We start from the raw sequence: 19193 nt of genomic DNA on the forward strand, positions 1-19193 counted from the left end.
CGAACGCTCAGGACCCCTGAGTTCAACGCTCGGAACACGCGACCAGGACGTTCACGGCCGGACGGGCAGCGCCCCCGACAACGACGCCAGCGCCATCTGCGACAGCAACGCCGCCATCTGCTCGCGGTCCAGGTGCGCGCTGTGCGGCGTGGAGTTGATCAGCCCGAAGACGGCGTGCGCCGCGGCGCGGGCGGTCGGCTCGTCCACCTCGGGTGACGTCTTGCGGATCGTCTCCACCCACACCTCGACATAACGCCGCTGCAACGCGCGCACCCGCCGCCGGTCCGGATCGGTCAGGTTCGCCAGGTTTCGAATCTGCACGGTGATCAACGCCGGGTCGTCCAACGCGAAGTCGACGTGCCACCGGATCAATTCCCGCAGCGCGTGCGCAGGGTCGCCGGACGCCGCCACGCGGTTCAGCCCGCCGTCCAGCAACCGCTCGCTGATGGACGTCAGCATCTCGCCCAGCATCGCGTCCTTGCTGCGGAAGTGCCGGTACAGCGCCGGTCCGGAAATCCCCACCGCGGCGCCGATGTCGTCGATGCCGACGCCGTGGAAGCCGTGCCGGGCGAACAGTTCGGCGGCGGCGGCCAGGATCTGGTCGCGGCGGGTTTGCTTCGCGGGCTCGGCTGACACGCCGCTCATCTTAAACGCCCAGCCCAGTCCACGTAAACGGGCGTTAACCCGCGCGTCGCGCGCCGATCACCGCCCGGCCGCCGAAACGCGTAGTTAACTCTTGACCCACTCTTTTTATATAGGACTACTTGCTGGTAACTGTTGTTGTGCTCCGCATCACACCCTGCGTTGTTTCCCTCCGGGAGGCTCCGATGCGCCTTGTCCGAACCCTGTCCAGCGCCGCGCTGGCGATAGCGGCCGCGCTGGCGCTCGTCGTGCCGGCCGAAGCCGCCGCCGCCAACTACGTCGCGCTCGGCGACTCCTACTCGTCCGGGACGGGAACCGGCTCGTACTACAGCGACTCCGGCAGCTGCAAGCGCAGCCAGTACAGCTACCCGGCCCTCTGGGCCGCGTCGCACGCGCCCGCGTCGTTCAAGTTCGTGGCCTGCTCCGGTGCCAAGACCGGCGACGTGCTCGCCAACCAGGTCGGCGCGCTGTCCACGTCGACCTCCCTGGTCAGCATCTCGATCGGTGGGAACGACGCCGGCTTCACCGACGTGATCAGCACCTGCACCTTCGGCTCCGACTCGACCTGCGTGAACCGGGTCAACCAGGCCAAGGCCTACGCCACCGGCACCCTGCCGGGCCTGCTCGACAACGTCTACGCGCAGATCCGCACCCGCGCGCCGTCCGCGACGGTCGTCGTGCTCGGCTACCCGCGCCTCTACAAGGTGCCGGGCAGCTGCTCGGTCGGCCTCAGCGACACCAAGCGCGCGGCGATCAACTCGGCCGCCGACACCCTGCACCAGGTCATCTCCGCCCGCGCGGGCGCGAGGTCGTTCGCCTACCGCGACGTGCGCACGGCGTTCACCGGGCACGAGATCTGCTCGTCGGACTGGTGGCTGAACAGCCTGTCGTGGCCGGTGGAGGAGTCCTACCACCCCAACCGCAACGGCCAGCGCCTCGGCTACCTGCCGCAGCTGACCGCCGTCACCGGCTGACGTCACCGAGCACCACCCGGAGGGGGTCGCGACCGCGGCCCCCTCCCGCTTGTGGGTCGGCGTTAACAAGCGCTAACATCTCCTCAGGTTAACGACGGCTAACCGCGAGGAGCCCGATGGACGCCCCGGTGCTGCGCAGCACGGCCGACAAGTCGGCCGACGCCTTCCGGCGCTACCACGACGAACACGCGCGGCTCGTGCACGACCTGCGCGCCAAGCTCCGCCACGCCGCCCTCGGCGGTCCGGAGAAGGCGCGCACGCGGCACGTCGAGCGCGGCAAGCTGCTGCCCCGCGACCGGGTCGACGCGCTGCTCGACCCCGGCTCGCCGTTCCTGGAGCTCTCGCCGCTGGCCGCGAACGGCATGTACGGCGACGAGGCGCCCGCCGCCGGCGTCATCACCGGCGTCGGCCGCGTGTCCGGCCGCGAGGTCGTGGTCGTCGCCAACGACGCCACCGTCAAGGGCGGTACCTACTACCCGATGACGGTGAAGAAGCACCTGCGCGCCCAAGAGGTGGCGTTGCAGAACAACCTGCCGTGCGTCTACCTGGTGGACTCCGGCGGCGCGTTCCTGCCCCGGCAGGACGAGGTGTTCCCGGACCGCGAGCACTTCGGCCGGATCTTCTTCAACCAGGCCACCATGTCCGCCAGGGGCATCCCGCAGGTCGCCGCCGTGCTCGGCTCGTGCACGGCGGGCGGCGCGTACGTGCCCGCGATGTCCGACGAAGCCGTGATCGTGCGCGGTCAGGGCACGATCTTCCTCGGCGGCCCGCCGCTGGTGAAGGCCGCGACCGGCGAGGTCGTCACGGCCGAGGAGCTGGGCGGCGGCGAGCTGCACTCGCGCACGTCCGGCGTCACCGACCACCTCGCCGAGAACGACGAGCACGCGCTGCGGATCGTGCGCTCGATCGTCAGCACGCTGGGTCCGCGCGCGCCGCGGCCGTGGCAGGTCGAGCCGACCGTCGAGCCCGCCGTCGACCCCGCCGAGCTGTACGGGGTCGTGCCGACCGACAGCCGCACGCCGTACGACGTGCGCGAGGTGATCGCCCGGGTCGTGGACGGCAGCCGGTTCCAGGAGTTCAAGAAGGAGTACGGCGCGACGCTGGTCACCGGGTTCGCGCGCATCCACGGCCACCCGGTCGGCATCGTGGCCAACAACGGCGTGCTGTTCGGCGAGTCGGCGCTGAAGGGCGCGCACTTCATCCAGCTGTGCGACCAGCGGTCCGTGCCGCTGGTGTTCCTGCAGAACATCAGCGGGTTCATGGTGGGCCGCGAGTACGAGGCGGCGGGCATCGCCAAGCACGGCGCGAAGATGGTCACGGCGGTGGCCTGCGCGCGGGTGCCGAAGTTCACCGTGGTCATCGGCGGGTCGTTCGGCGCGGGCAACTACTCGATGTGCGGGCGGGCCTACTCGCCCCGGTTCCTGTGGATGTGGCCCAACGCCCGGATCTCGGTGATGGGCGGCGAGCAGGCGGCCTCCGTGCTGGCGACCGTGCGGCGCGACCAGCTCGGTGACGCGTGGTCGGCCGAGGAGGAAGAGGCGTTCAAGGCGCCGATCCGGCAGCAGTACGAGGACCAGGGCAACCCGTACTACTCCACGGCACGGCTGTGGGACGACGGCGTGATCGACCCCCTCGACACGCGGATGGTGCTGGGCCTGGCGTTGTCCACGGCGGCGAACGCCCCGATCGAGCCGGTTTCCTACGGCGTCTTCCGGATGTGATGAGCATGTTCGACACAGTCCTGATCGCCAACCGCGGCGAGATCGCGGTGCGGGTGATCCGCGCGTTGCGGCGGTTCGGCATCCGGTCGGTGGCGGTCCACAGCGACGCGGACGCGGACGCGCTGCACGTGCGGCTGGCCGACGAGGCGGTGCGGATCGGGCCCGCGGCGGCGCGGGAGAGCTACCTGTCGGTGGAGCGGATCGTCGAGGCCGCGCTGTCCACGGGCGCGCGGGCCGTGCACCCCGGGTACGGGTTCCTCGCCGAGAACGCGGAGTTCGCGCGGGCGTGCGAGAAGGCCGGGCTGGTGTTCATCGGGCCGCCGGCCGAGGCGATCGAGGCCATGGGCGACAAGATCCGCGCCAAGCTGACCGTGGCGGCGGCGGGCGTGCCGGTGGTGCCGGGGCGGACCGAGGTCGGGATGACCGACGACGACCTGGTGGGGGCGGCGGCCGAGATCGGGTTCCCGGTGCTGCTCAAGCCGTCGGCGGGCGGTGGCGGCAAGGGCATGCGGCTGGTGGACGCGGCCGACGGGCTGCGGGACGCGATCGAGTCGGCGCGGCGGGAGGCGCGCGGGTCGTTCGGCGACGACGCGTTGCTGATCGAGCGGTTCATCGGCAACCCGCGGCACGTCGAGATCCAGGTGCTGGCCGACGCGCACGGCGGCGTGGTGCACCTCGGCGAGCGCGAGTGCAGCTTGCAGCGGCGGCACCAGAAGATCATCGAGGAGGCGCCGTCGCCGTTGCTGACGCCCGAGGTCCGCGCGGCGATGGGGCGTGCGGCGGTGGAGGCGGCCCGGTCCGTGGGGTACGTCGGCGCGGGCACGGTCGAGTTCATCGTGGACGGCGCGTCCGGTGACTACTACTTCATGGAGATGAACACGCGGCTCCAGGTGGAGCACCCGGTGACCGAGCTGGTCACGGGCGTGGACCTGGTGGAGCAGCAGTTGCGGGTGGCGGCGGGCGAGCGGCTGGGGTTCACGTCGGTGGAGCTCTCCGGGCACGCGGTGGAGGCCCGCGTGTACGCCGAGGACCCGGCGCGCGGGTTCCTGCCGACCGGTGGGACGGTGCTCGCGCTGGACGAGCCGTCCGACGTGCGGGTGGACTCGGCGTTGCGGGTCGGGCTGGCGGTGGGCAGCGACTACGACCCGATGCTGGCGAAGGTGATCGCGCACGGTGCGACGCGGGCGGAGGCGCTGCGCCGGCTGCACGCCGCGCTGGGGCGGTTCGTGCTGCTGGGCGTGACGACGAACGTGCCGTTCCTGCGGGCGTTGTTGGCCGACCCGGACGTGCGGGCGGGTGCGTTGGACACCGGGTTGGTGGAGCGCAAGCTCGACTCGCTGGTGGCCGTGGAGCGGCCGGACGAGGTGCTGGCCGCCGCGGCCCTGGAGCGGCAGCTCTCGTCGAGCGGCGGTGACGACCCGTGGGCGCGGTCGGACGGCTGGCGGGTCGGGGAGCACGCGTGGACCCGGTGGCTGATCGACGGCGTCGAGGTGCGCGTGCGCGGCGACGAAGTGGCTGTCGCGGACGGTGAGCCGGTGCGGCACGCGGTGTCGATCGACGGCGACCGGTTGTCCGTCGACGGGCGGCCCTACGCGATGGCCCGGGACGGGGACGTGCTGTGGCTCGGCCGCGACGGACACGCGTGGGCGTTGACCGAGACCCGGCCGTCCGAGGTCGCCGCCTCGGGGACCGTCGCGGGCGGTGGCCCGGTGACCAGCCCCATGCCCGGCACGGTGCTCGTGGCGCGGGTCGCCCGAGGCGAGCACGTGACCGCCGGGCAGGCGCTGTTCGTGGTCGAAGCGATGAAGATGGAGCACACCGTCACGTCACCCGTGGCCGGCGTGCTCACCGAAGTGCACGTCCAGGCGGGCCAACAGGTCGCGCTGGACCAACCCCTGGCCGTCGTCGTGCCCCACGAGGAGTGAGCGATGCTGGACTTCCGCCTTGACGAGGAATACGAGGCGCTGCGCAAGACCGTCGAGGAGTTCGCGCGCGACGAGGTCGCACCCGTGATCGGCGGGTTCTACGAGCGGGAGGAGTTCCCGTACGAGATCGTCGCCAAGATGGGGCGGATGGGCCTGTTCGGGCTGCCGTTCCCGGAGGAGTTCGGCGGGATGGGCGGCGACTACTTCGCGCTGTGCCTGGCGTTGGAGGAGCTGGCGCGGGTCGACTCGTCGGTGGCGATCACGCTGGAGGCGGGCGTGTCGCTGGGCTCGATGCCGTTGTTCCGGTTCGGTTCGGCGGAGCAGAAGGCGTCCTGGTTGCCGCGGCTGTGCACCGGTGAGGTGCTGGGGGCGTTCGGGCTGACCGAGCCGGGTGGCGGGTCGGACGCGGGTGCGTTGCGCACCACGGCGAAGCTCGACGGCGACGAGTGGGTGCTCAACGGCACCAAGGCGTTCATCACCAACTCGGGGACCGACATCACCGGGCTGGTGACGGTGGCGGCGGTGACCGGGCGGCGGGAGAACGGCAAGCCGGAGATCTCGGCGATCATCGTGCCCTCGGGCACGCCGGGGTTCACCGTGTCGCGCAAGTACTCCAAGGTCGGGTGGAACGCGTCGGACACGCGCGAGCTGTCGTTCCAGGACTGCCGGGTGCCCGCCGCGAACCTGGTCGGCGAGCGGGGGCGCGGGTACGCGCAGTTCCTGCAGACGTTGGACGAGGGGCGGGTGGCGATCGCGGCCATCGGCGTCGGGTTGGCGCAGGGGTGCGTGGACGAGTGCCTGCGGTACGCCGGGGAGCGCGAAGCGTTCGGGCACAAGATCGGCGAGTACCAGGCGATCCAGTTCAAGATCGCCGAGATGGAGGCGCGGACGCACACGTCGCGGCTGGCGTACTACCAGGCGGCGGCGAAGATGCTGCGCGGCGAGCCGTTCAAGCGTGAGGCGGCGATCGCCAAGCTCGTGTCGTCGGAGGCGGCGATGGACAACGCCCGGGACGCGACGCAGATCTTCGGTGGCTACGGCTTCATGAACGAGTACCCGGTGGGCCGCTTCTACCGTGACGCCAAGATCCTGGAGATCGGCGAGGGCACCAGCGAGGTCCAGAAGATGCTGATCGCCCGCGACCTGGGCCTCTCCTAACCCCCACGCGAGTGTCGAACCTCCAGGTCCCGAGTGTCGAACCTCCAGGACCCCCGAATTCAACGTTCAGGTCAGTGGCCGGCCGTTCCGAACGTAGAACTCGGGGGTCCTGAGCGTTCGACACTCGGGACCTGAGTGTTCGACACTCGCGGGGGGATTAGGGGCGGTGGTGGCGGCCGGGGGTGGAGTGGAAGCGGCGGAGGCCTTGTTCGACCTCGGTCAGGGAGATCTCGCCGTGGCGCAGTTCGTTGGCCAGGGCGTCGGACTCCGGCAGGGACTCCTGCTCCAGGACGGAGAGGCGGTCGTGGCGCAGGCACAGCTGGGGGAACGCGGCCAGTTCCAGGGCCAGGGACTCGGCGGCGGAACGCGAGGTGCCCGGCGGCACGACGCGGTTGGCCAGGCCGATGGCCAGGGCTTCGTCGGCCAGGACCGGGCGGCCGGTCAGGATCAGGTCCATGGCGCGGGACGTCCCGATCAACCGCGGCAGGCGCACCGTCCCGCCGTCGATCAGCGGCACGCCCCACCGCCGGCAGAACACCCCGAACACCGCGTCCGAGTCCGCCACCCGCAAGTCGCACCACAGCGCCAGCTCCAGGCCGCCCGCGACCGCGTGACCGGACACCGCGGCGATCACGGGCTTGGAAAGCCGGAGGCGCGTCGGACCCATCGGACCGGACGGTGACGCGGGGTCGTTGCTGCGCGGGGTCCCCAACGCCTTCAGGTCCGCACCCGAGCAGAACGTGCCGCCCTCGCCGTGCAGCACGGCCACCGCCGCCGTCGGGTCCTCGTCGAACTCGCGGAACACCTCGGTCAACGTGTGCGCGGTCGGCCCGTCCACCGCGTTGCGCACGGCCGGCCGGTTCAGCAGCACGGTGAACACCGGTCCCGACCGCTCCACCCGCACGGCGCTCACGGCTTCGGCAACCCCCGCTCCACGATCGCACCGAAGTCCACCCCGCGCGGCAGCGTGCCGAACGCCACGCCCCAGTCGCCCGACAGCCGCGACGCGCAGAACGCGTCCGCCACCGCCGGGTGCCCGTACCGCACCAGCAACGCCCCCTGCAGCGCCAACGCCATGCGCTCAACCAGCCTGCGCGCCCGCACCTCCAGGTCGGTCACGTCGGTCAGCTCCGCCTTGATCCCGTCGACCGCCGCGTCCAGCCGCCGGTCCGCGCCCCGCGCCGCGTCCAGCTCGCCGAAGAACTCCGCCACCGCCTCCGGTGAACGCCCGAGAGCGCGCAACGCGTCCAGCGCCGCCACGTTCCCCGATCCCTCCCAGATGGACATCAGCGGCGACTCGCGGAACAGCCGGGGCATCCCCGAGTCCTCGATGTACCCGTTGCCACCCAGGCACTCCAACGCCTCGGCGGCGTGCGCCGGCGCCCGCTTGCACACCCAGTACTTGCTCACCGCCAGCCCGAGCCTGCTCCGGTTGCCGGCCAGCCACAACGCCACCGTGGTCGCCGCCTCGGACTCCACCGCGAGGTCCGCCAGCACGTTGCGCATCGCGGGCTGGTCGACCAGGTACGCGCCGAACGCCTTGCGGTGCGCCGCGTGGTGCGTGGCCTGGGTCAGCCCGAGCCGCATCCCGGACGCCGAGCCGAGCACGCAGTCCAGCCGGGTCATGTTGACCATCTCGATGATGGTCCGCACGCCCTGCCCCTCCTCGCCGACCAGCCAGCCGACCGCGCCGTCGTACTCCAGCTCCGCGGACGCGTTCGACTTGTTGCCGAGCTTGTCCTTGAGCCGCTGCAGGAACATCGCGTTGCGCGTGCCGTCGGGCAGCACGCGCGGCAGCACGAAGCACGACAGACCGCCCGGCGCCTGCGCCAGCGTCAGGAACAGGTCCGACATGGGCGCGGAGGTGAACCACTTGTGCCCGGTCAGCACGTAGTGGTCGGCGACCGGCACGGCCCGCGTGGTGTTCGCCCGCACGTCCGAGCCGCCCTGCTTCTCGGTCATCGACATGCCCGCGATCAACCCGCGCTTGGCCGACGGCGCGCGCAGCCCGAAGTCGTACTCCCGTGACGCCAGCAGCGGTTCGTACCGCGCGGCCAGAGCGGGCGTCCGGCGCAGAGCGGGCACGGCCGCGTACGTCATCGAGATCGGGCAGCCGTGACCCGCCTCGGCCTGGCTCCACACGTAGAACTTGGCCGCGCGGGCGACGTGCGCGCCGGGCCGGTCGTCCCGCCACGGCGCGGCGTGCAGCCCGTGCGACACCGCGGTCGTCATGAGCTCGTGCCAGGCCGGGTGGAACTCGACCTCGTCGACCCGGTGCCCGTACCGGTCGTGGGTGTGCAGCACGGGCGGGTGCGCGTTCGCCAAGCGTCCCAGGTCCTGGACGTGCGGCGTGCCCGCGAGGACGCCGAGTTCCCGCACCTCGGGCTCGGCCCACTCCGCGCCGCCCCGCCGCAGGCCGTCCAGCAGCGCCGGGTCCGCGGCGACGTCGTGGCCGGCCAGCGGCGGGACCTGGTTGGTCACCTCATGAGTGGCGTGGGTCATAACCTCCTAGAGTACTACCCGTCGGTAACTTGCGGTCGGGTCAAATTTGGGGGTGCTGATCAAGCTCCGGCGGCCTAACGTCGGTGCGGTGAGCGATCACGCACGGGAGTCCGACCACGAGCGGGCGGTGGCCGCGTTGCGCGGCCAGTACGAGGCGATCCCGGCCGGTGCGCCGGTGCGCCTGGCCAAGTCGACGTCGAACCTGTTCCGGTTCCGCGCCGACCAGGCCGGCGGGCTGGACGTGGCCCGGTTCGACCGGGTCCTGTCGGTGGACGCCGGAGCCCGGACCGCGCAGGTCCAGGGCATGACGACCTACGAGCGCCTGGTGGACGCCACCCTGCCGCACGGCCTCATGCCGCTGGTCGTGCCGCAGCTCAAGACGATCACGCTGGGCGGCGCGGTGGCGGGCCTGGGCATCGAATCCAGCTCGTTCCGCAACGGCCTGCCGCACGAGTCGGTGCGCGAGCTGGAGGTGATGACCGGCGACGGCGAGGTGGTCGTGGTGAAGCCGGGCGACGACCTGTTCCGCGGTTTCCCGAACTCCTACGGCACGTTGGGCTACGCGCTCCGGTTGGACATCGAGCTCGAACCGGTCAAACCGTACGTCCGACTGCGACACGTGCCGTTCGCCGACGCGGCCGAGTGCGCGCGAGTCATCTCGCAGGTCTGCGCGGACGGTTCCTACCAGGGCGAACCGGTCGACTTCGTGGACGGGACGGTGTTCACCGGCCGCGAGCAGTACCTGACGCTGGCGACCTGGGCCGACACCGCGCCGTTCACCTCGGACTACACCGGCAACGACATCTACTACCGCTCGATCCAGCGGCGCAGCGTCGACTACCTGACCGTGCGGGACTACCTGTGGCGGTGGGACACCGACTGGTTCTGGTGCTCGCGCGCGTTCGGCGTGCAGCACCCGGTCGTGCGGCGGCTCGTGCCCAAGCGGTACCTGCGGTCCGACGTGTACCGCAAGGTGGTGGCGTGGGACCGGCGGCACAAGCTGTCGGACCGGTTGAGCAAGGCGGTGCAGGAGCCGGTGATCCAGGACGTGGAGATCCCGGTGGACCGGCTCGCCGAGTTCCTGGACTTCTTCCACCGCGAGATCGGCATCAGCCCGGTGTGGCTGTGCCCGGTGCGGTTGCGGAGCCGGGAGGACGGGCAGAGCGCCGGCTGGCCGCTGTACCCGATGGACCCGGACGTGCTGTACGTCAACGTCGGCTTCTGGTCGACGGTGTCGCTGCGGCCCGACGAGGAGCTGGGCAGCCGCAACCGGTTGATCGAGGACAAGGTCACCGAGCTGGGCGGGCACAAGTCGCTGTACTCCGACTCCTACTACGGCGAGGAGGAGTTCTGGGACAACTACAACGGCCCGACGTACCGGGATTTGAAGGAGCGGTACGACCCGGCGGGCAGGCTGCCCGATTTGTACGCCAAGTGTGTTCTCCGTAGGTGAAGGGAGCCGGGGTCATGCGGTTGGCGGAGGTGTTCCAGCGGGCGGTCGGAGGCGGCGCGTCCGTGCGGTTCAGCGCGTACGACGGCAGCCACGCGGGGCCGGCCGACGCGGGTGTGAGCATCGAGGTGCGCACACCGGAGGCGTTGTCGTACCTGGCATCGGCGCCGGGTGAACTGGGTTTGGCGCGCGCGTACGTGACCGGACACCTGGAGATCATCGGTGACGTGTACGGCGCGCTGAAGCAGCTGTCCGAGATCTCGTTGCGCGAGGTGCCCTGGGGCGAGCGGCTGGAACTGCTGGCGACGCTCGGGCGCACCAGGTTGGGCACGAAGATCGAGGTGCCGCCGCAGGAGCGCCGGTTGCGCGGCCTGCGCCACTCCAAGGCGCGCGACCGCGAGGCGATCGCGCACCACTACGACGTGTCGAACACGTTCTACGAGTGGGTCCTGGGCCCGTCCATGGCGTACACGTGCGCCGTGTACCCGACCGCCGAGTCCACCTTGGAGCAGGCGCAGTTCGCCAAGCACGACCTGGTGGCGCGCAAGCTCGGGCTCAAGCCGGGGATGCGGTTGCTGGACGTCGGCTGCGGGTGGGGCGGGATGGTCATGCACGCCGCGCGCGAGTACGGCGTCAAGGCGCTCGGCGTGACGTTGTCGCGCAACCAGGCGGAGTGGGCGCAGAAGGCGATCGTGGAGGCCGGGCTGTCCGACCTGGCCGAGGTGCGCTACCTCGACTACCGGGACGTGCGGGAGACCGGGTTCGACGCGGTCAGCTCGATCGGCCTGACCGAGCACATCGGCAAGGCCAAGCTGCCCGCGTACTTCCGGTCGCTGTACGGCAAGCTCAAGCCCGGCGGGCGGGTGCTCAACCACTGCATCACCCGACCGGACAACAAGCAGCCCGCGCGGACCGGCGGGTTCATCAACCGGTACGTGTTCCCGGACGGTGAGCTGGTGGGGCCGGGGCACCTGGTGTCGTTGATGCACGACACCGGGTTCGAGGTGCGGCACGAGGAGAACCTGCGCGAGCACTACGCCATGACGTTGGCTGCGTGGTGCGAGAACCTGGAGAAGCACTGGGACGACGCGGTGACCGAGGTCGGCCTCGGGCGGGCGCGGGTGTGGCGGCTGTACCTGGCCGCGTCCCGGTTGGGCTTCGAGCGCAACAACATCCAGTTGCACCAGGTGCTGGGCGTGAAGCTGGACGGCACCACGTCGCACATGCCGTTGCGGCCGGAGTGGGTGGGCTGAGCCGACGCGTTCCGGGTGGTGCGGCCGTCGGTCACGCCACCCGGAACCGCAGCCGCGTCGCCGGCACCGGGTCGGTCCTGTCGACCTCGGTGACCGGGCCGTCCGCGACCGAGGCGGCGACCTGCCGCCACAGCGCCGCCGCGCCCACGTTGGCGTGGTCGAAGGTGAGCGTCCACGTGCCGGGGTGACGGGCGAACAGCGACCGCGCCGCCGCACGGGCCACGCCCCGACGCCGGTGGCCGCGGGCGACGAAGAACTCGGCGACGTTCCACGAGCCGTCCTTGTCCACGTCCGCGCGGGCCAGGGCGAACCCGGCGAGCTCGCCGCCCACCTCGATGAAGTAGGCCTCGCGCGCCGGCTCGGTGAAGTAGTGGTCCAGGTAGGCGTAGGTGAACGTGCCGTGCCTGGTCAGGGGCAGGTCGCGGATCTCGGAGAAGTCGTGCTGGTAGAGCTGCACCAGGTTCGCCAGCACCGCTTTGTCCGATTCCGCGACCACCACGAGTTCGACGTCCACTCCTGTGATCCAAGCAGTCACGACAACCGGTTCACGATCTGCTGGACCTGGTTCGAGGGGATGGCGAAGCCGATGCCGACGCTGCCCGCCTCGCCGCCGGCCGACGCGGGCGAGTAGATGGCCGAGTTGATGCCGACGACCTGGCCGGCCGGGTTCACCAGCGGCCCGCCCGAGTTGCCCGGGTTGATCGACGCGTCGGTCTGGATCGCCTGGTAGCTGACCGACGAGCCGCGGCGGCCGGTCGTCGTGCCCGGCACGGTCACCGTGCGGTCCAGGGCGCTGACGATGCCCGACGTCACGGTGCCCCGCAACCCTTCCGGCGAGCCGATCGCGACGACCTGGTCACCGATCTTCACCTGGTCGGAGTCGCCGAACGTCGCGGGCGTCAGCCCGCTCACCCCGGCCGCCTGCACGACCGCCAGGTCGCTGGACGGGTCCGTGCCCACCACCGAGGCGTCCACCGTGCGGCCGTCGCTCAACGTCACGGTCACCTGCCGCGCGCCGGACACCACGTGGTCGTTGGTCAGGATCCGCCCGTCCGCGGTCAGCACGACCCCGGAGCCGAGCCCCTGCCCCTGCGCCGTCACCACGTTCACCTGCACCACGCTGGGCAGCACCCGGGCCGCGACCGCCGAGACGTCCTGGGTGGTCGAGGCGTTCACCGCCACCGGGCCGCTCGCCTGCGCCACCGCGGCCGACGGCGCGTTCAGCGCGCCAACCACCCCGCCGGTGACACCGCCGAACACCGCGGCCGCCAGCGCCGCCGAGGTCACCACCGCGCCCGTCCGACGTCGCCAGAACGGCGCCCGCTGCTCCACCGACCCGCTCGTGGCGGGGAACTCCTGTGTCGTCATGGCTCCAGCGTCGACCCGGAGCCTGTGCCCAGGCTGAGCGGCCGATCAGGACTTGCCAAGAATGCCGCGGACCTCGTCGGCGGTCAGCAGCGCCGAACCGAACAGCGGGCCCTGCGCGCCCGTCACGCCCAGCTCCGCCAGCCGCCGCGCCTCGAACTCCGTGCGCACGCCCGCCGCGAACATCGGCAGGCCCACCGTGCGCGACCACGTGAGCAGCGCCACGGCCGCGCTCTCCTCGAGCCGGCTCGCGCCCTCGGCCAGCCCGTACACCGGGGAACCCTGGAACTTCACCGCGGTCAGCGGCAGCCGGCGCAACCGGTCCACCGGTACGTTGCCACCGCCGACCTGGTCGAGCACCAACCGCACGCCGTGCTCGGCGAGGTAGGTCAGCTCGTCCACCTGGTCGTCGTTGATCAACGCGGGTAACTGCTCGCTCAGCTCGAACTGCAGCAGCCGCGCCGGCAGGCCGCTCTCCCGCAGCGCGCCGCGCACGGTCGCCACCAGCTCCGGCTCCTGGCACTGCCGCGCGGTCAGGTCCATGCTCAGCACGGGCGCGGCGTCGCCGAACTCCGCGTGCCACTCGCCCGCGTCGGCGCACGCCTGCGCGATGGCCCACTTGCCCAGCCGCGCCGCCATCCCGGTGCACGTCGACAGCGACACCAGCTCCTGCGGGTCGAGCACGCCCTCGGTCGGGTGGTCCCACCGCAACCGCGCCTCGACGGCCAGCAGCGACCCGTCCGCCAGCGCGTGCACCGGCTCGTAGTCGACCCGGAACTCACCCTGCTCCAGGCCGCCCGCGATGGACGCCGCCAACCGCATCCGGGCGCGTTCGCGCTGGTCGCGCGTGGCGTCGTAGAGCGCCCACTGCGCCTTGCCGTCGTCCTTGGCCCACCGCACGGTCAGGTCGACGCACCGCAGCAGCTCGGCCGCGTCCGCGCCCCGGGCCGGCCGCACCACGATCCCGACGCTGGCCGTCACGCCGACGCCGTCGTCACCCACCCAGACGGGTTCGGCGAACAGCTCCACGGCCGACTCGGCGAGCGCCACCACGGTCGCCACGTCCAGCGGGTCGCGGATCAGCACGCCGAACTCGTCCGGCCCGATCCGGGCGAGCTGCCCGACCCCGTCGAAGACCGACCGCAGGTGACCGGCGACGGCGGTGAGGATGTCGTTGCCGACGTCGTGCCCGTAGGCGTCGTTGACGACCCGGAAGCCATCGAGGTCGAACACGACCAGCGCGAGCGTCGTGGGGCCGCGGGTGCCGACCGCGCTCTCCAACCAGCCGACGAACTGCGCCCGGTTCGGCAGGCCGGTCTGCACGTCGTGCAGGCTCTGCCGCACCAGTTGGGACTGCAGCGCGCGCACCTCGTCCAAGCTCTCGATCATGGTCACGTAGAACTCGGGCTCGCCGTCGTCGTCGCGCAGCAGGGCCAGGGCGATGAGCACGTTGACCAGCTCGCCGTCGGCGCGCACGAGCCGGGTCTCCACGCGGACGTGCTCGCGGCCGGCGTGCAACTGCCGCGCGACCCGGGAGATGCGGTCCCGCTCGTCCGGGTGAACCAGGTCGCGGCCGACCGACCCGACCAGCTCCTCGGCGGTGCGGTCCAGCATGGCGAGCATCGCGTCGTTGCAGTCGAGGATCACGCCGTCGATGCCGGAGACCGCGATGGCCAGCGCGGAGGTCTGGAAGACCGCGCGGAACTTCGCCTCGCCCGCCCGGACCGCGGATTCCGTCGAGCGGGTGGTGCTCAGCTCGTGGTTGTGCTGCTGCTCGTCCAGCGTGCGGCGGCACAGCGCTTCGGTGAACCCGGCGGCGAGCGCGCCCAGCGCGGACATCAGGCGCGGGGGCGCGTCGGTGGCCAGGTGCTCGCCGACGAACGCGAGCGTGCGCTCCAGCGCCTCGGGCGTCACCAGGTCGTGCTCGACCAGGCTCCGGCCGACGTGGCGGGCCCGTTCGGCGGACCCGTCGGGGCGGACGGCGGCGCGCAGGTCGTCGACGAGCCCGGCGAGCACGTGCTCCAGCGGGTCGTCGGGCGGGGTTCCCGGTGCGATGGCGGCGGCCCACCGACGTGCGAAGGCCTCCCGCGGTTGAGCGGGTTCGTCACCTGGTCTCGCTGCGTCTGCCATCGTCATTCAGCTCTGCGGGCCAATCGTCACGGGTTACTCTGCGCGCATTTCCCGACCATTTGTCACTCGAATGGAGGAATACGGGACCACTGGTCCCGGTCAGCTTACTGGCCACCGACCGCGTTGCGGCAAGACGATCAACCCGGGTCTTCAGCGGGCCGTGATCTTCGGCGCCGCTTGACCTCCAGTAAGGCCGAGGTCCTAGCGTCGCGGCCATGGCAGTGACTGTGCTGGGACTGGGGGAGATGGGGAGCGCGCTGGCCGCGGCGTTCCTCGCGGGCGGGCAGCGGACCGCGGTGTGGAACCGCACGCCGGGCAGGGCGGAGGCCCTCGTCGCCAGGGGTGCGGTGGGCTCGTCGTCGGTGGAGGACGCCGTGGCGGGCGCTGACCTCGTGGTGGTGAACGTCAAGGGCAACGAGGCGGCGCGGGCTGTCCTGGCGTCGGCCGGGTCGCTGGCGGGGCGGGTGGTGGTGAACCTGACCGACGGGACGTCCAGCGAGGCGCGCGGACTCTCGGCGTGGGTCGCGGCACGGGGTGCGCGGTACGTGCACGGGCAGATCATGACCATCGCGCCGGCAATCGGGCATCCCGATTCGGTGGTGTTCTACGGCGGTGACGAAGCCGCTTTCAACGACCACCGCGGAGTGCTGTTGTTGTTGGGCGGGCGTGCGACTTTTCTGGGGGATGACGCGGGCGTACCGGCGTTGTTCGGGATGGCGATGAACGGCACCATGTGGGGCACGCTCAACGGGTTCCTGCACGCGGCGGCGTTGTTGTCGAGCCAGGGCGTGGAGGTGAAGCGGTTCGTGGAGGCGGCGTCGGCGTCGTTGACCGGGCTGCTCGGCTACCTGCCGTCGTTGGCGGAGGAGGTGGACCGGGGCGAGCACGCGGTGCCGTTCGGCGCGTTGAAGCACCACCTGCCGGCCGTGGACGACCTGGTTCGGGAGAGCCGGGAGCGGGGGATCGACGCGGGGCTGCCCTCGTACACGTCGGAGCTGGTCCGGGCGGCGGTGGAGGCCGGGCACGGCGACGACAGCTACTCGCGGCTGGTGGAGCGGTTCCGGTCGGCGTCCTGAGCGTTCGACTCGGGTGCTCCGAACGGAGGACTCCCGCGTTCCGAACGCAGGACCCTCGCGCGAGGGTCCTGCGTTCGGAACGGGGGTCGGTCAGGCGACGGTGGACAGGACGGAGGCGATGCGGGTGGCGATGCGGTCGTTGTCGGTCGGCGCGAGGCTCAGCCAGCCGTTCTCGTTGACCATCAGGTAGCGGCCCTGCGGGGTGTCGAACCAGGTGATCAGCGCACCCGCCCGGTCACGCCGGTAGCCGCCGCCCACCGTGACGCCGAACTGGCCGCCCGCGATCCGGCTCGCCGCCAGCTCGCTCACCGCGGTCGCGTCCTCGCGCGAGAGCCCGGCCTTCTGCAGCGCCTCGCGCTCGTCCAGCTCGCCGCCGCCGCCCCACGGGTCGTCGTCCTCGTCGTCGGACTGCTCGTCCTGCATCGCGACGGCCGAGGTCAGGGCCTCCAGCCGCAGCGACAACGCGCTGCCCGGCCCGGCGGACCCGGCCGGCAGCACCTCCACGATCGACCGGGCCAACGCGGTCGGCCGGATCTCCAGCACGCCGATCGAGCCGCTGTCGATCACCGCCATCGCCGCGCGGTTGCCGTCGGACACGGCCACCGCGCGCACCGCCCGGTCGGCGTGCGCGACCGCGTCCACGGCCACCTCGTGGTCGCCGAGCAGCCGCAGCAGCTCCACCAGCCGGGGGGCGGGCTCGCCGTACGCGGCGAGCACCTCCTCCCGCAAGCGCTTGCGCTCCTCCTCGGTGTCACCCAGGCTCGGCACGTCCAGCGGGTACGGCAACCGGCCGAGGTCCAGGTGCTGCCACAGCACGTCCAGCTCACGCGGGGTGAGCAGGAACTCGGGCTCGATCACGACTGGTCGCCCTTCTTCTTGGGCTTCGAGCCGCCGATGACCGACGGGGGCAGGTTCTCGCCGGGCACCTCGAAGATGTCCTCACCGCGGATGTACGCCGCGGCCCGGTGCTCCTTGTCCTCGCCCTGCTGGCCGCCCGCCGGGGCGCCGCCCATCGGCGCGCCACCCGCCATCGGGGACGCCGCCGCCGCGCCGCCGGGCCCGAACCCGCCGACCGGCATCGGGCCGCGCGGCCCCTGACCGCCGAGCGCGCCCGTCGACCCGCCCGCGGCCAGCGAGCCGCCCGCACCGCCGGCGCCACCGGACCCGGTCGGGCCGAAACCGCCCGCGCCGCCGCCGAAACCACCGGCACCGCCGCCGAAGCCGCCGGGGGGCATGCCGCCGCCGGGGATGCGCGCACCGGGCACGCCGCCACCGCCACCGCCACCGCCGCCACCCGTGCCGCCGCCACCGGGCAGCGGAGGCGTGCCGGGGCTGCCGGCCGGGACGTAGGTCGGCGGCTTCACGCCGGGCGGCAGGGTGCCGCCGCCCTGGCGGGGCACCGCGTTGGGGTTGGCCGGCTGGTACGGCGGCACGTAACCGCTGCCGCCGGGCGGGGTGTAGCCGGTGTTGGCCGGCGGGGTGTAGGTGTGGCCGGGGTTGGTGCCCGACGGCGGCGTGTACGGGTTCGCCACCGGCACCTGGGCCGCCGCGGCGGCGGCCGTCGTGCCCTCGGGGCGGTACACCGGCTGCGGGGCCGTGCCGCTGCCGTACCCGGCCGGGCCGGTGTACGACCCGGGGGCCGACGGGTAGGACGCGGCCGGGGCCGAGTAGCCGGACGGCTGCGTGGCCGACGTCTGCTGCGTCGGCTGGTAGGCCTGCGGCGCCTCGACCGCCCGTGCGGCCTGCATCGGCTGGGCCGCTGTCGTCGCCGTGTACGCCGACGGGGCCGTGGCGCCGCCCGAGCTGCCCAGGGCGTCCACGCCCGCGCCCGCCAGCGTGGCGGTCGACGCGGACCGCAGCATCGCGACCTGCGGCTCCTCGGTGCGGCCGGTGACCGGGTTGAACGGCGCGCTGAACTGCGGCGTGGTCTGGTCGACCGCCTGCGACTCCCGCTCCATCGTGCTCATGACGGTCACGGCGTGCTCGTGCAGCGCCCGCGCGTGGTCGTTGGCCGCCTGCACGTCGGCCGCCGAGCTGGCCAGGCCCTGGATGCCGCCCGCGGTGAACACGCCGGTGGCCTGGTCCCAGTTGAACTCGACCGGCTCGGGCATGCTCGCCCGCGCGTTCTCCATGATCTGGCTCTCGTCCTGCACCCGCTTGCCGACCTCGACCGCGGTCTCGGCGGTGTGCGTGACCCAGTCGGCCAGGCCCTTGATCGCGAGCCGCGCCGCGTCCGCCGCGTCGCCCGTCCAGCCGGACTCGGTCAGCGCGACCCGTTCGTTGATCAGCCGGGCGGCCTCGGTCAGCTCGGTGCCGAACTGGCCCCACTCCGCGCCGATCTCGCCCGTCTGGCCCGGGTCGTTGTTGTGGTGCACCGCCTCGTACAGCTCGCGGTGCGAGCGCGACGCCCAGTTCTGGGTGTCGGTGAGGACCAGGTCGATCTCACGCTCTTCCCGGATCAACCGCTTGAGCTGCTGTTCCGTCTCCGCGCGCTCCACCATCGTCGCCAGCCCCCTCAGTTCCCGCTCAGCTTGCGCAGCTCGACGCTGCTCTCTTCGTCGACCGCGGTGAAGTTGCGGATCGCGTTCTGCACCGAGTCGTGCGTCTGCTGCAGCACCTCGCGGTAGGCCGTCATCACGGCCACGAACGACCGCGGGTCGCCGTCCGCGCGCGCCTCGAACTTCTGCGCCAGCCGGTCGCCGACGGGGTTGCGGCCGATGGGCGCGGGACGGGCCAGCCGGCCGGCGCGCTCCAGCCACGAGTCGACCTGGTCCATCTGCTCCAGGAGCATCTTGCGCAGTTCCTCGCCGGTGGCGGGATCGAGCGACACCCGGCCGGAGTTCACGGTCTCCCGGAGCGCCACGACCTGACCGTTGACGGTCGGGACCTCCTGGGGCGGGGCCACTTCATCCCCGGTTTCGGCGATGTACATCGGTATCCCTCGCGAAGGCAGCCTGCTGGACGAAACCCACCATCCCGGTGCGCTCCAACGCCCGG

15 protein-coding genes and 1 pseudogene are annotated in these 19193 nt (G+C 72.1%); 7 read left to right on the forward strand and 9 right to left on the reverse strand.

Annotation, left to right across the window (positions count from 1 at the left end):
• Positions 1 to 51: 51 nt before the first annotated feature.
• Complete coding sequence (locus tag FHX81_RS26350; RefSeq protein ID WP_141980733.1) at positions 52 to 645, reverse strand: SACE_7040 family transcriptional regulator; 594 nt, start codon at positions 643 to 645, stop codon at positions 52 to 54.
• A 182-nt stretch (positions 646 to 827) separates the two neighbouring features.
• Between FHX81_RS26350 and FHX81_RS26355 the strand changes: the two genes are divergently transcribed.
• From FHX81_RS26355 to FHX81_RS26370, 4 genes are all read left to right on the forward strand, one after another.
• Positions 828 to 1616: an SGNH/GDSL hydrolase family protein gene (locus tag FHX81_RS26355; protein WP_141980734.1), complete on the forward strand. Its 789-nt coding sequence runs from the start codon at positions 828 to 830 to the stop codon at positions 1614 to 1616.
• A 116-nt stretch (positions 1617 to 1732) separates the two neighbouring features.
• Positions 1733 to 3337, forward strand: a complete 1605-nt coding sequence (locus FHX81_RS26360) for a carboxyl transferase domain-containing protein (protein ID WP_141980735.1) — start codon at positions 1733 to 1735, stop codon at positions 3335 to 3337.
• 5 nt (positions 3338 to 3342) lie between these two features.
• The gene (locus FHX81_RS26365) at positions 3343 to 5262 is read left to right on the forward strand and encodes an ATP-binding protein (protein WP_281291753.1); all 1920 of its coding nucleotides are present in this window, start codon (positions 3343 to 3345) and stop codon (positions 5260 to 5262) included.
• A 3-nt stretch (positions 5263 to 5265) separates the two neighbouring features.
• Entirely contained in the window at positions 5266 to 6420 is a 1155-nt protein-coding gene (locus FHX81_RS26370) for an acyl-CoA dehydrogenase family protein (protein ID WP_141980737.1), read from the forward strand.
• Between the two features lie 157 nt (positions 6421 to 6577).
• Here the strand turns inward: FHX81_RS26370 and FHX81_RS26375 are convergent, their stop codons facing one another.
• Both FHX81_RS26375 and FHX81_RS26380 read right to left on the reverse strand, forming a co-directional pair.
• Complete coding sequence (locus FHX81_RS26375) at positions 6578 to 7333, reverse strand: crotonase/enoyl-CoA hydratase family protein (protein WP_141980738.1); 756 nt, start codon at positions 7331 to 7333, stop codon at positions 6578 to 6580.
• Entirely contained in the window at positions 7330 to 8922 is a 1593-nt protein-coding gene (locus FHX81_RS26380; protein WP_141980739.1) for an acyl-CoA dehydrogenase family protein, read from the reverse strand. Before FHX81_RS26380 ends, FHX81_RS26375 begins: the two co-directional genes overlap by 4 nt.
• A gap of 88 nt (positions 8923 to 9010) precedes the next feature.
• Between FHX81_RS26380 and FHX81_RS26385 the strand changes: the two genes are divergently transcribed.
• Both FHX81_RS26385 and FHX81_RS26390 read left to right on the forward strand, forming a co-directional pair.
• Positions 9011 to 10375, forward strand: a complete 1365-nt coding sequence (locus FHX81_RS26385; RefSeq protein ID WP_141980740.1) for an FAD-binding oxidoreductase — start codon at positions 9011 to 9013, stop codon at positions 10373 to 10375.
• A 14-nt stretch (positions 10376 to 10389) separates the two neighbouring features.
• Positions 10390 to 11625, forward strand: a complete 1236-nt coding sequence (locus tag FHX81_RS26390) for a class I SAM-dependent methyltransferase (RefSeq protein WP_141980741.1) — start codon at positions 10390 to 10392, stop codon at positions 11623 to 11625.
• A 31-nt stretch (positions 11626 to 11656) separates the two neighbouring features.
• Here FHX81_RS26390 and FHX81_RS26395 read toward each other — a convergent pair whose 3' ends face one another.
• The 3 genes from FHX81_RS26395 to FHX81_RS26405 are packed head-to-tail and all read right to left on the reverse strand — an operon-like array spanning position 11657 to position 15120.
• Complete coding sequence (locus FHX81_RS26395; protein WP_246107979.1) at positions 11657 to 12160, reverse strand: GNAT family N-acetyltransferase; 504 nt, start codon at positions 12158 to 12160, stop codon at positions 11657 to 11659.
• Positions 12157 to 12993: a S1C family serine protease gene (locus tag FHX81_RS26400; protein WP_141980742.1), complete on the reverse strand. Its 837-nt coding sequence runs from the start codon at positions 12991 to 12993 to the stop codon at positions 12157 to 12159. The genes FHX81_RS26395 and FHX81_RS26400 overlap by 4 nt, the downstream gene beginning before the upstream one ends.
• Before the next feature lie 45 nt (positions 12994 to 13038).
• The gene (locus tag FHX81_RS26405) at positions 13039 to 15120 is read right to left on the reverse strand and encodes a putative bifunctional diguanylate cyclase/phosphodiesterase (protein ID WP_170232175.1); all 2082 of its coding nucleotides are present in this window, start codon (positions 15118 to 15120) and stop codon (positions 13039 to 13041) included.
• A gap of 209 nt (positions 15121 to 15329) precedes the next feature.
• Here FHX81_RS26405 and FHX81_RS26410 point away from each other — a divergent pair.
• Positions 15330 to 16196: pseudogene (locus FHX81_RS26410) on the forward strand (NAD(P)-dependent oxidoreductase); the annotation flags it as partial.
• A gap of 90 nt (positions 16197 to 16286) precedes the next feature.
• On the opposite strand, the gene FHX81_RS26415 reads toward FHX81_RS26410, so the two are convergent.
• Genes FHX81_RS26415 through FHX81_RS26425 form a run of 3 tightly spaced genes read right to left on the reverse strand, consistent with a single transcriptional unit; the run spans position 16287 to position 19128 of the window.
• The gene (locus FHX81_RS26415; RefSeq protein ID WP_141980745.1) at positions 16287 to 17054 is read right to left on the reverse strand and encodes an ESX secretion-associated protein EspG; all 768 of its coding nucleotides are present in this window, start codon (positions 17052 to 17054) and stop codon (positions 16287 to 16289) included.
• Positions 17051 to 18697, reverse strand: a complete 1647-nt coding sequence (locus FHX81_RS42655) for a PPE domain-containing protein (protein ID WP_141980746.1) — start codon at positions 18695 to 18697, stop codon at positions 17051 to 17053. The genes FHX81_RS26415 and FHX81_RS42655 overlap by 4 nt, the downstream gene beginning before the upstream one ends.
• Before the next feature lie 14 nt (positions 18698 to 18711).
• Complete coding sequence (locus tag FHX81_RS26425; RefSeq protein ID WP_141980747.1) at positions 18712 to 19128, reverse strand: hypothetical protein; 417 nt, start codon at positions 19126 to 19128, stop codon at positions 18712 to 18714.
• Positions 19129 to 19193: the final 65 nt, after the last annotated feature.

It is taken from the genome of Saccharothrix saharensis (assembly GCF_006716745.1).
Classification (GTDB): domain Bacteria; phylum Actinomycetota; class Actinomycetes; order Mycobacteriales; family Pseudonocardiaceae; genus Actinosynnema; species Actinosynnema saharense.

Coding starts and splice junctions, on each gene's coding strand:
- FHX81_RS26370 (WP_141980737.1), top strand. CDS start 5,266: ATGCTGGACTTCCGCCTTGACGAGGAATACGAGGCGCTGCGCAAGACC.
- FHX81_RS26405 (WP_170232175.1), bottom strand. CDS start 15,120: ATGGCAGACGCAGCGAGACCAGGTGACGAACCCGCTCAACCGCGGGAG.
- FHX81_RS26380 (WP_141980739.1), bottom strand. CDS start 8,922: ATGACCCACGCCACTCATGAGGTGACCAACCAGGTCCCGCCGCTGGCC.
- FHX81_RS26390 (WP_141980741.1), top strand. CDS start 10,390: ATGCGGTTGGCGGAGGTGTTCCAGCGGGCGGTCGGAGGCGGCGCGTCC.
- FHX81_RS26365 (WP_281291753.1), top strand. CDS start 3,343: ATGTTCGACACAGTCCTGATCGCCAACCGCGGCGAGATCGCGGTGCGG.
- FHX81_RS26360 (WP_141980735.1), top strand. CDS start 1,733: ATGGACGCCCCGGTGCTGCGCAGCACGGCCGACAAGTCGGCCGACGCC.
- FHX81_RS26400 (WP_141980742.1), bottom strand. CDS start 12,993: ATGACGACACAGGAGTTCCCCGCCACGAGCGGGTCGGTGGAGCAGCGG.
- FHX81_RS26350 (WP_141980733.1), bottom strand. CDS start 645: ATGAGCGGCGTGTCAGCCGAGCCCGCGAAGCAAACCCGCCGCGACCAG.
- FHX81_RS26355 (WP_141980734.1), top strand. CDS start 828: ATGCGCCTTGTCCGAACCCTGTCCAGCGCCGCGCTGGCGATAGCGGCC.
- FHX81_RS42655 (WP_141980746.1), bottom strand. CDS start 18,697: ATGGTGGAGCGCGCGGAGACGGAACAGCAGCTCAAGCGGTTGATCCGG.
- FHX81_RS26425 (WP_141980747.1), bottom strand. CDS start 19,128: ATGTACATCGCCGAAACCGGGGATGAAGTGGCCCCGCCCCAGGAGGTC.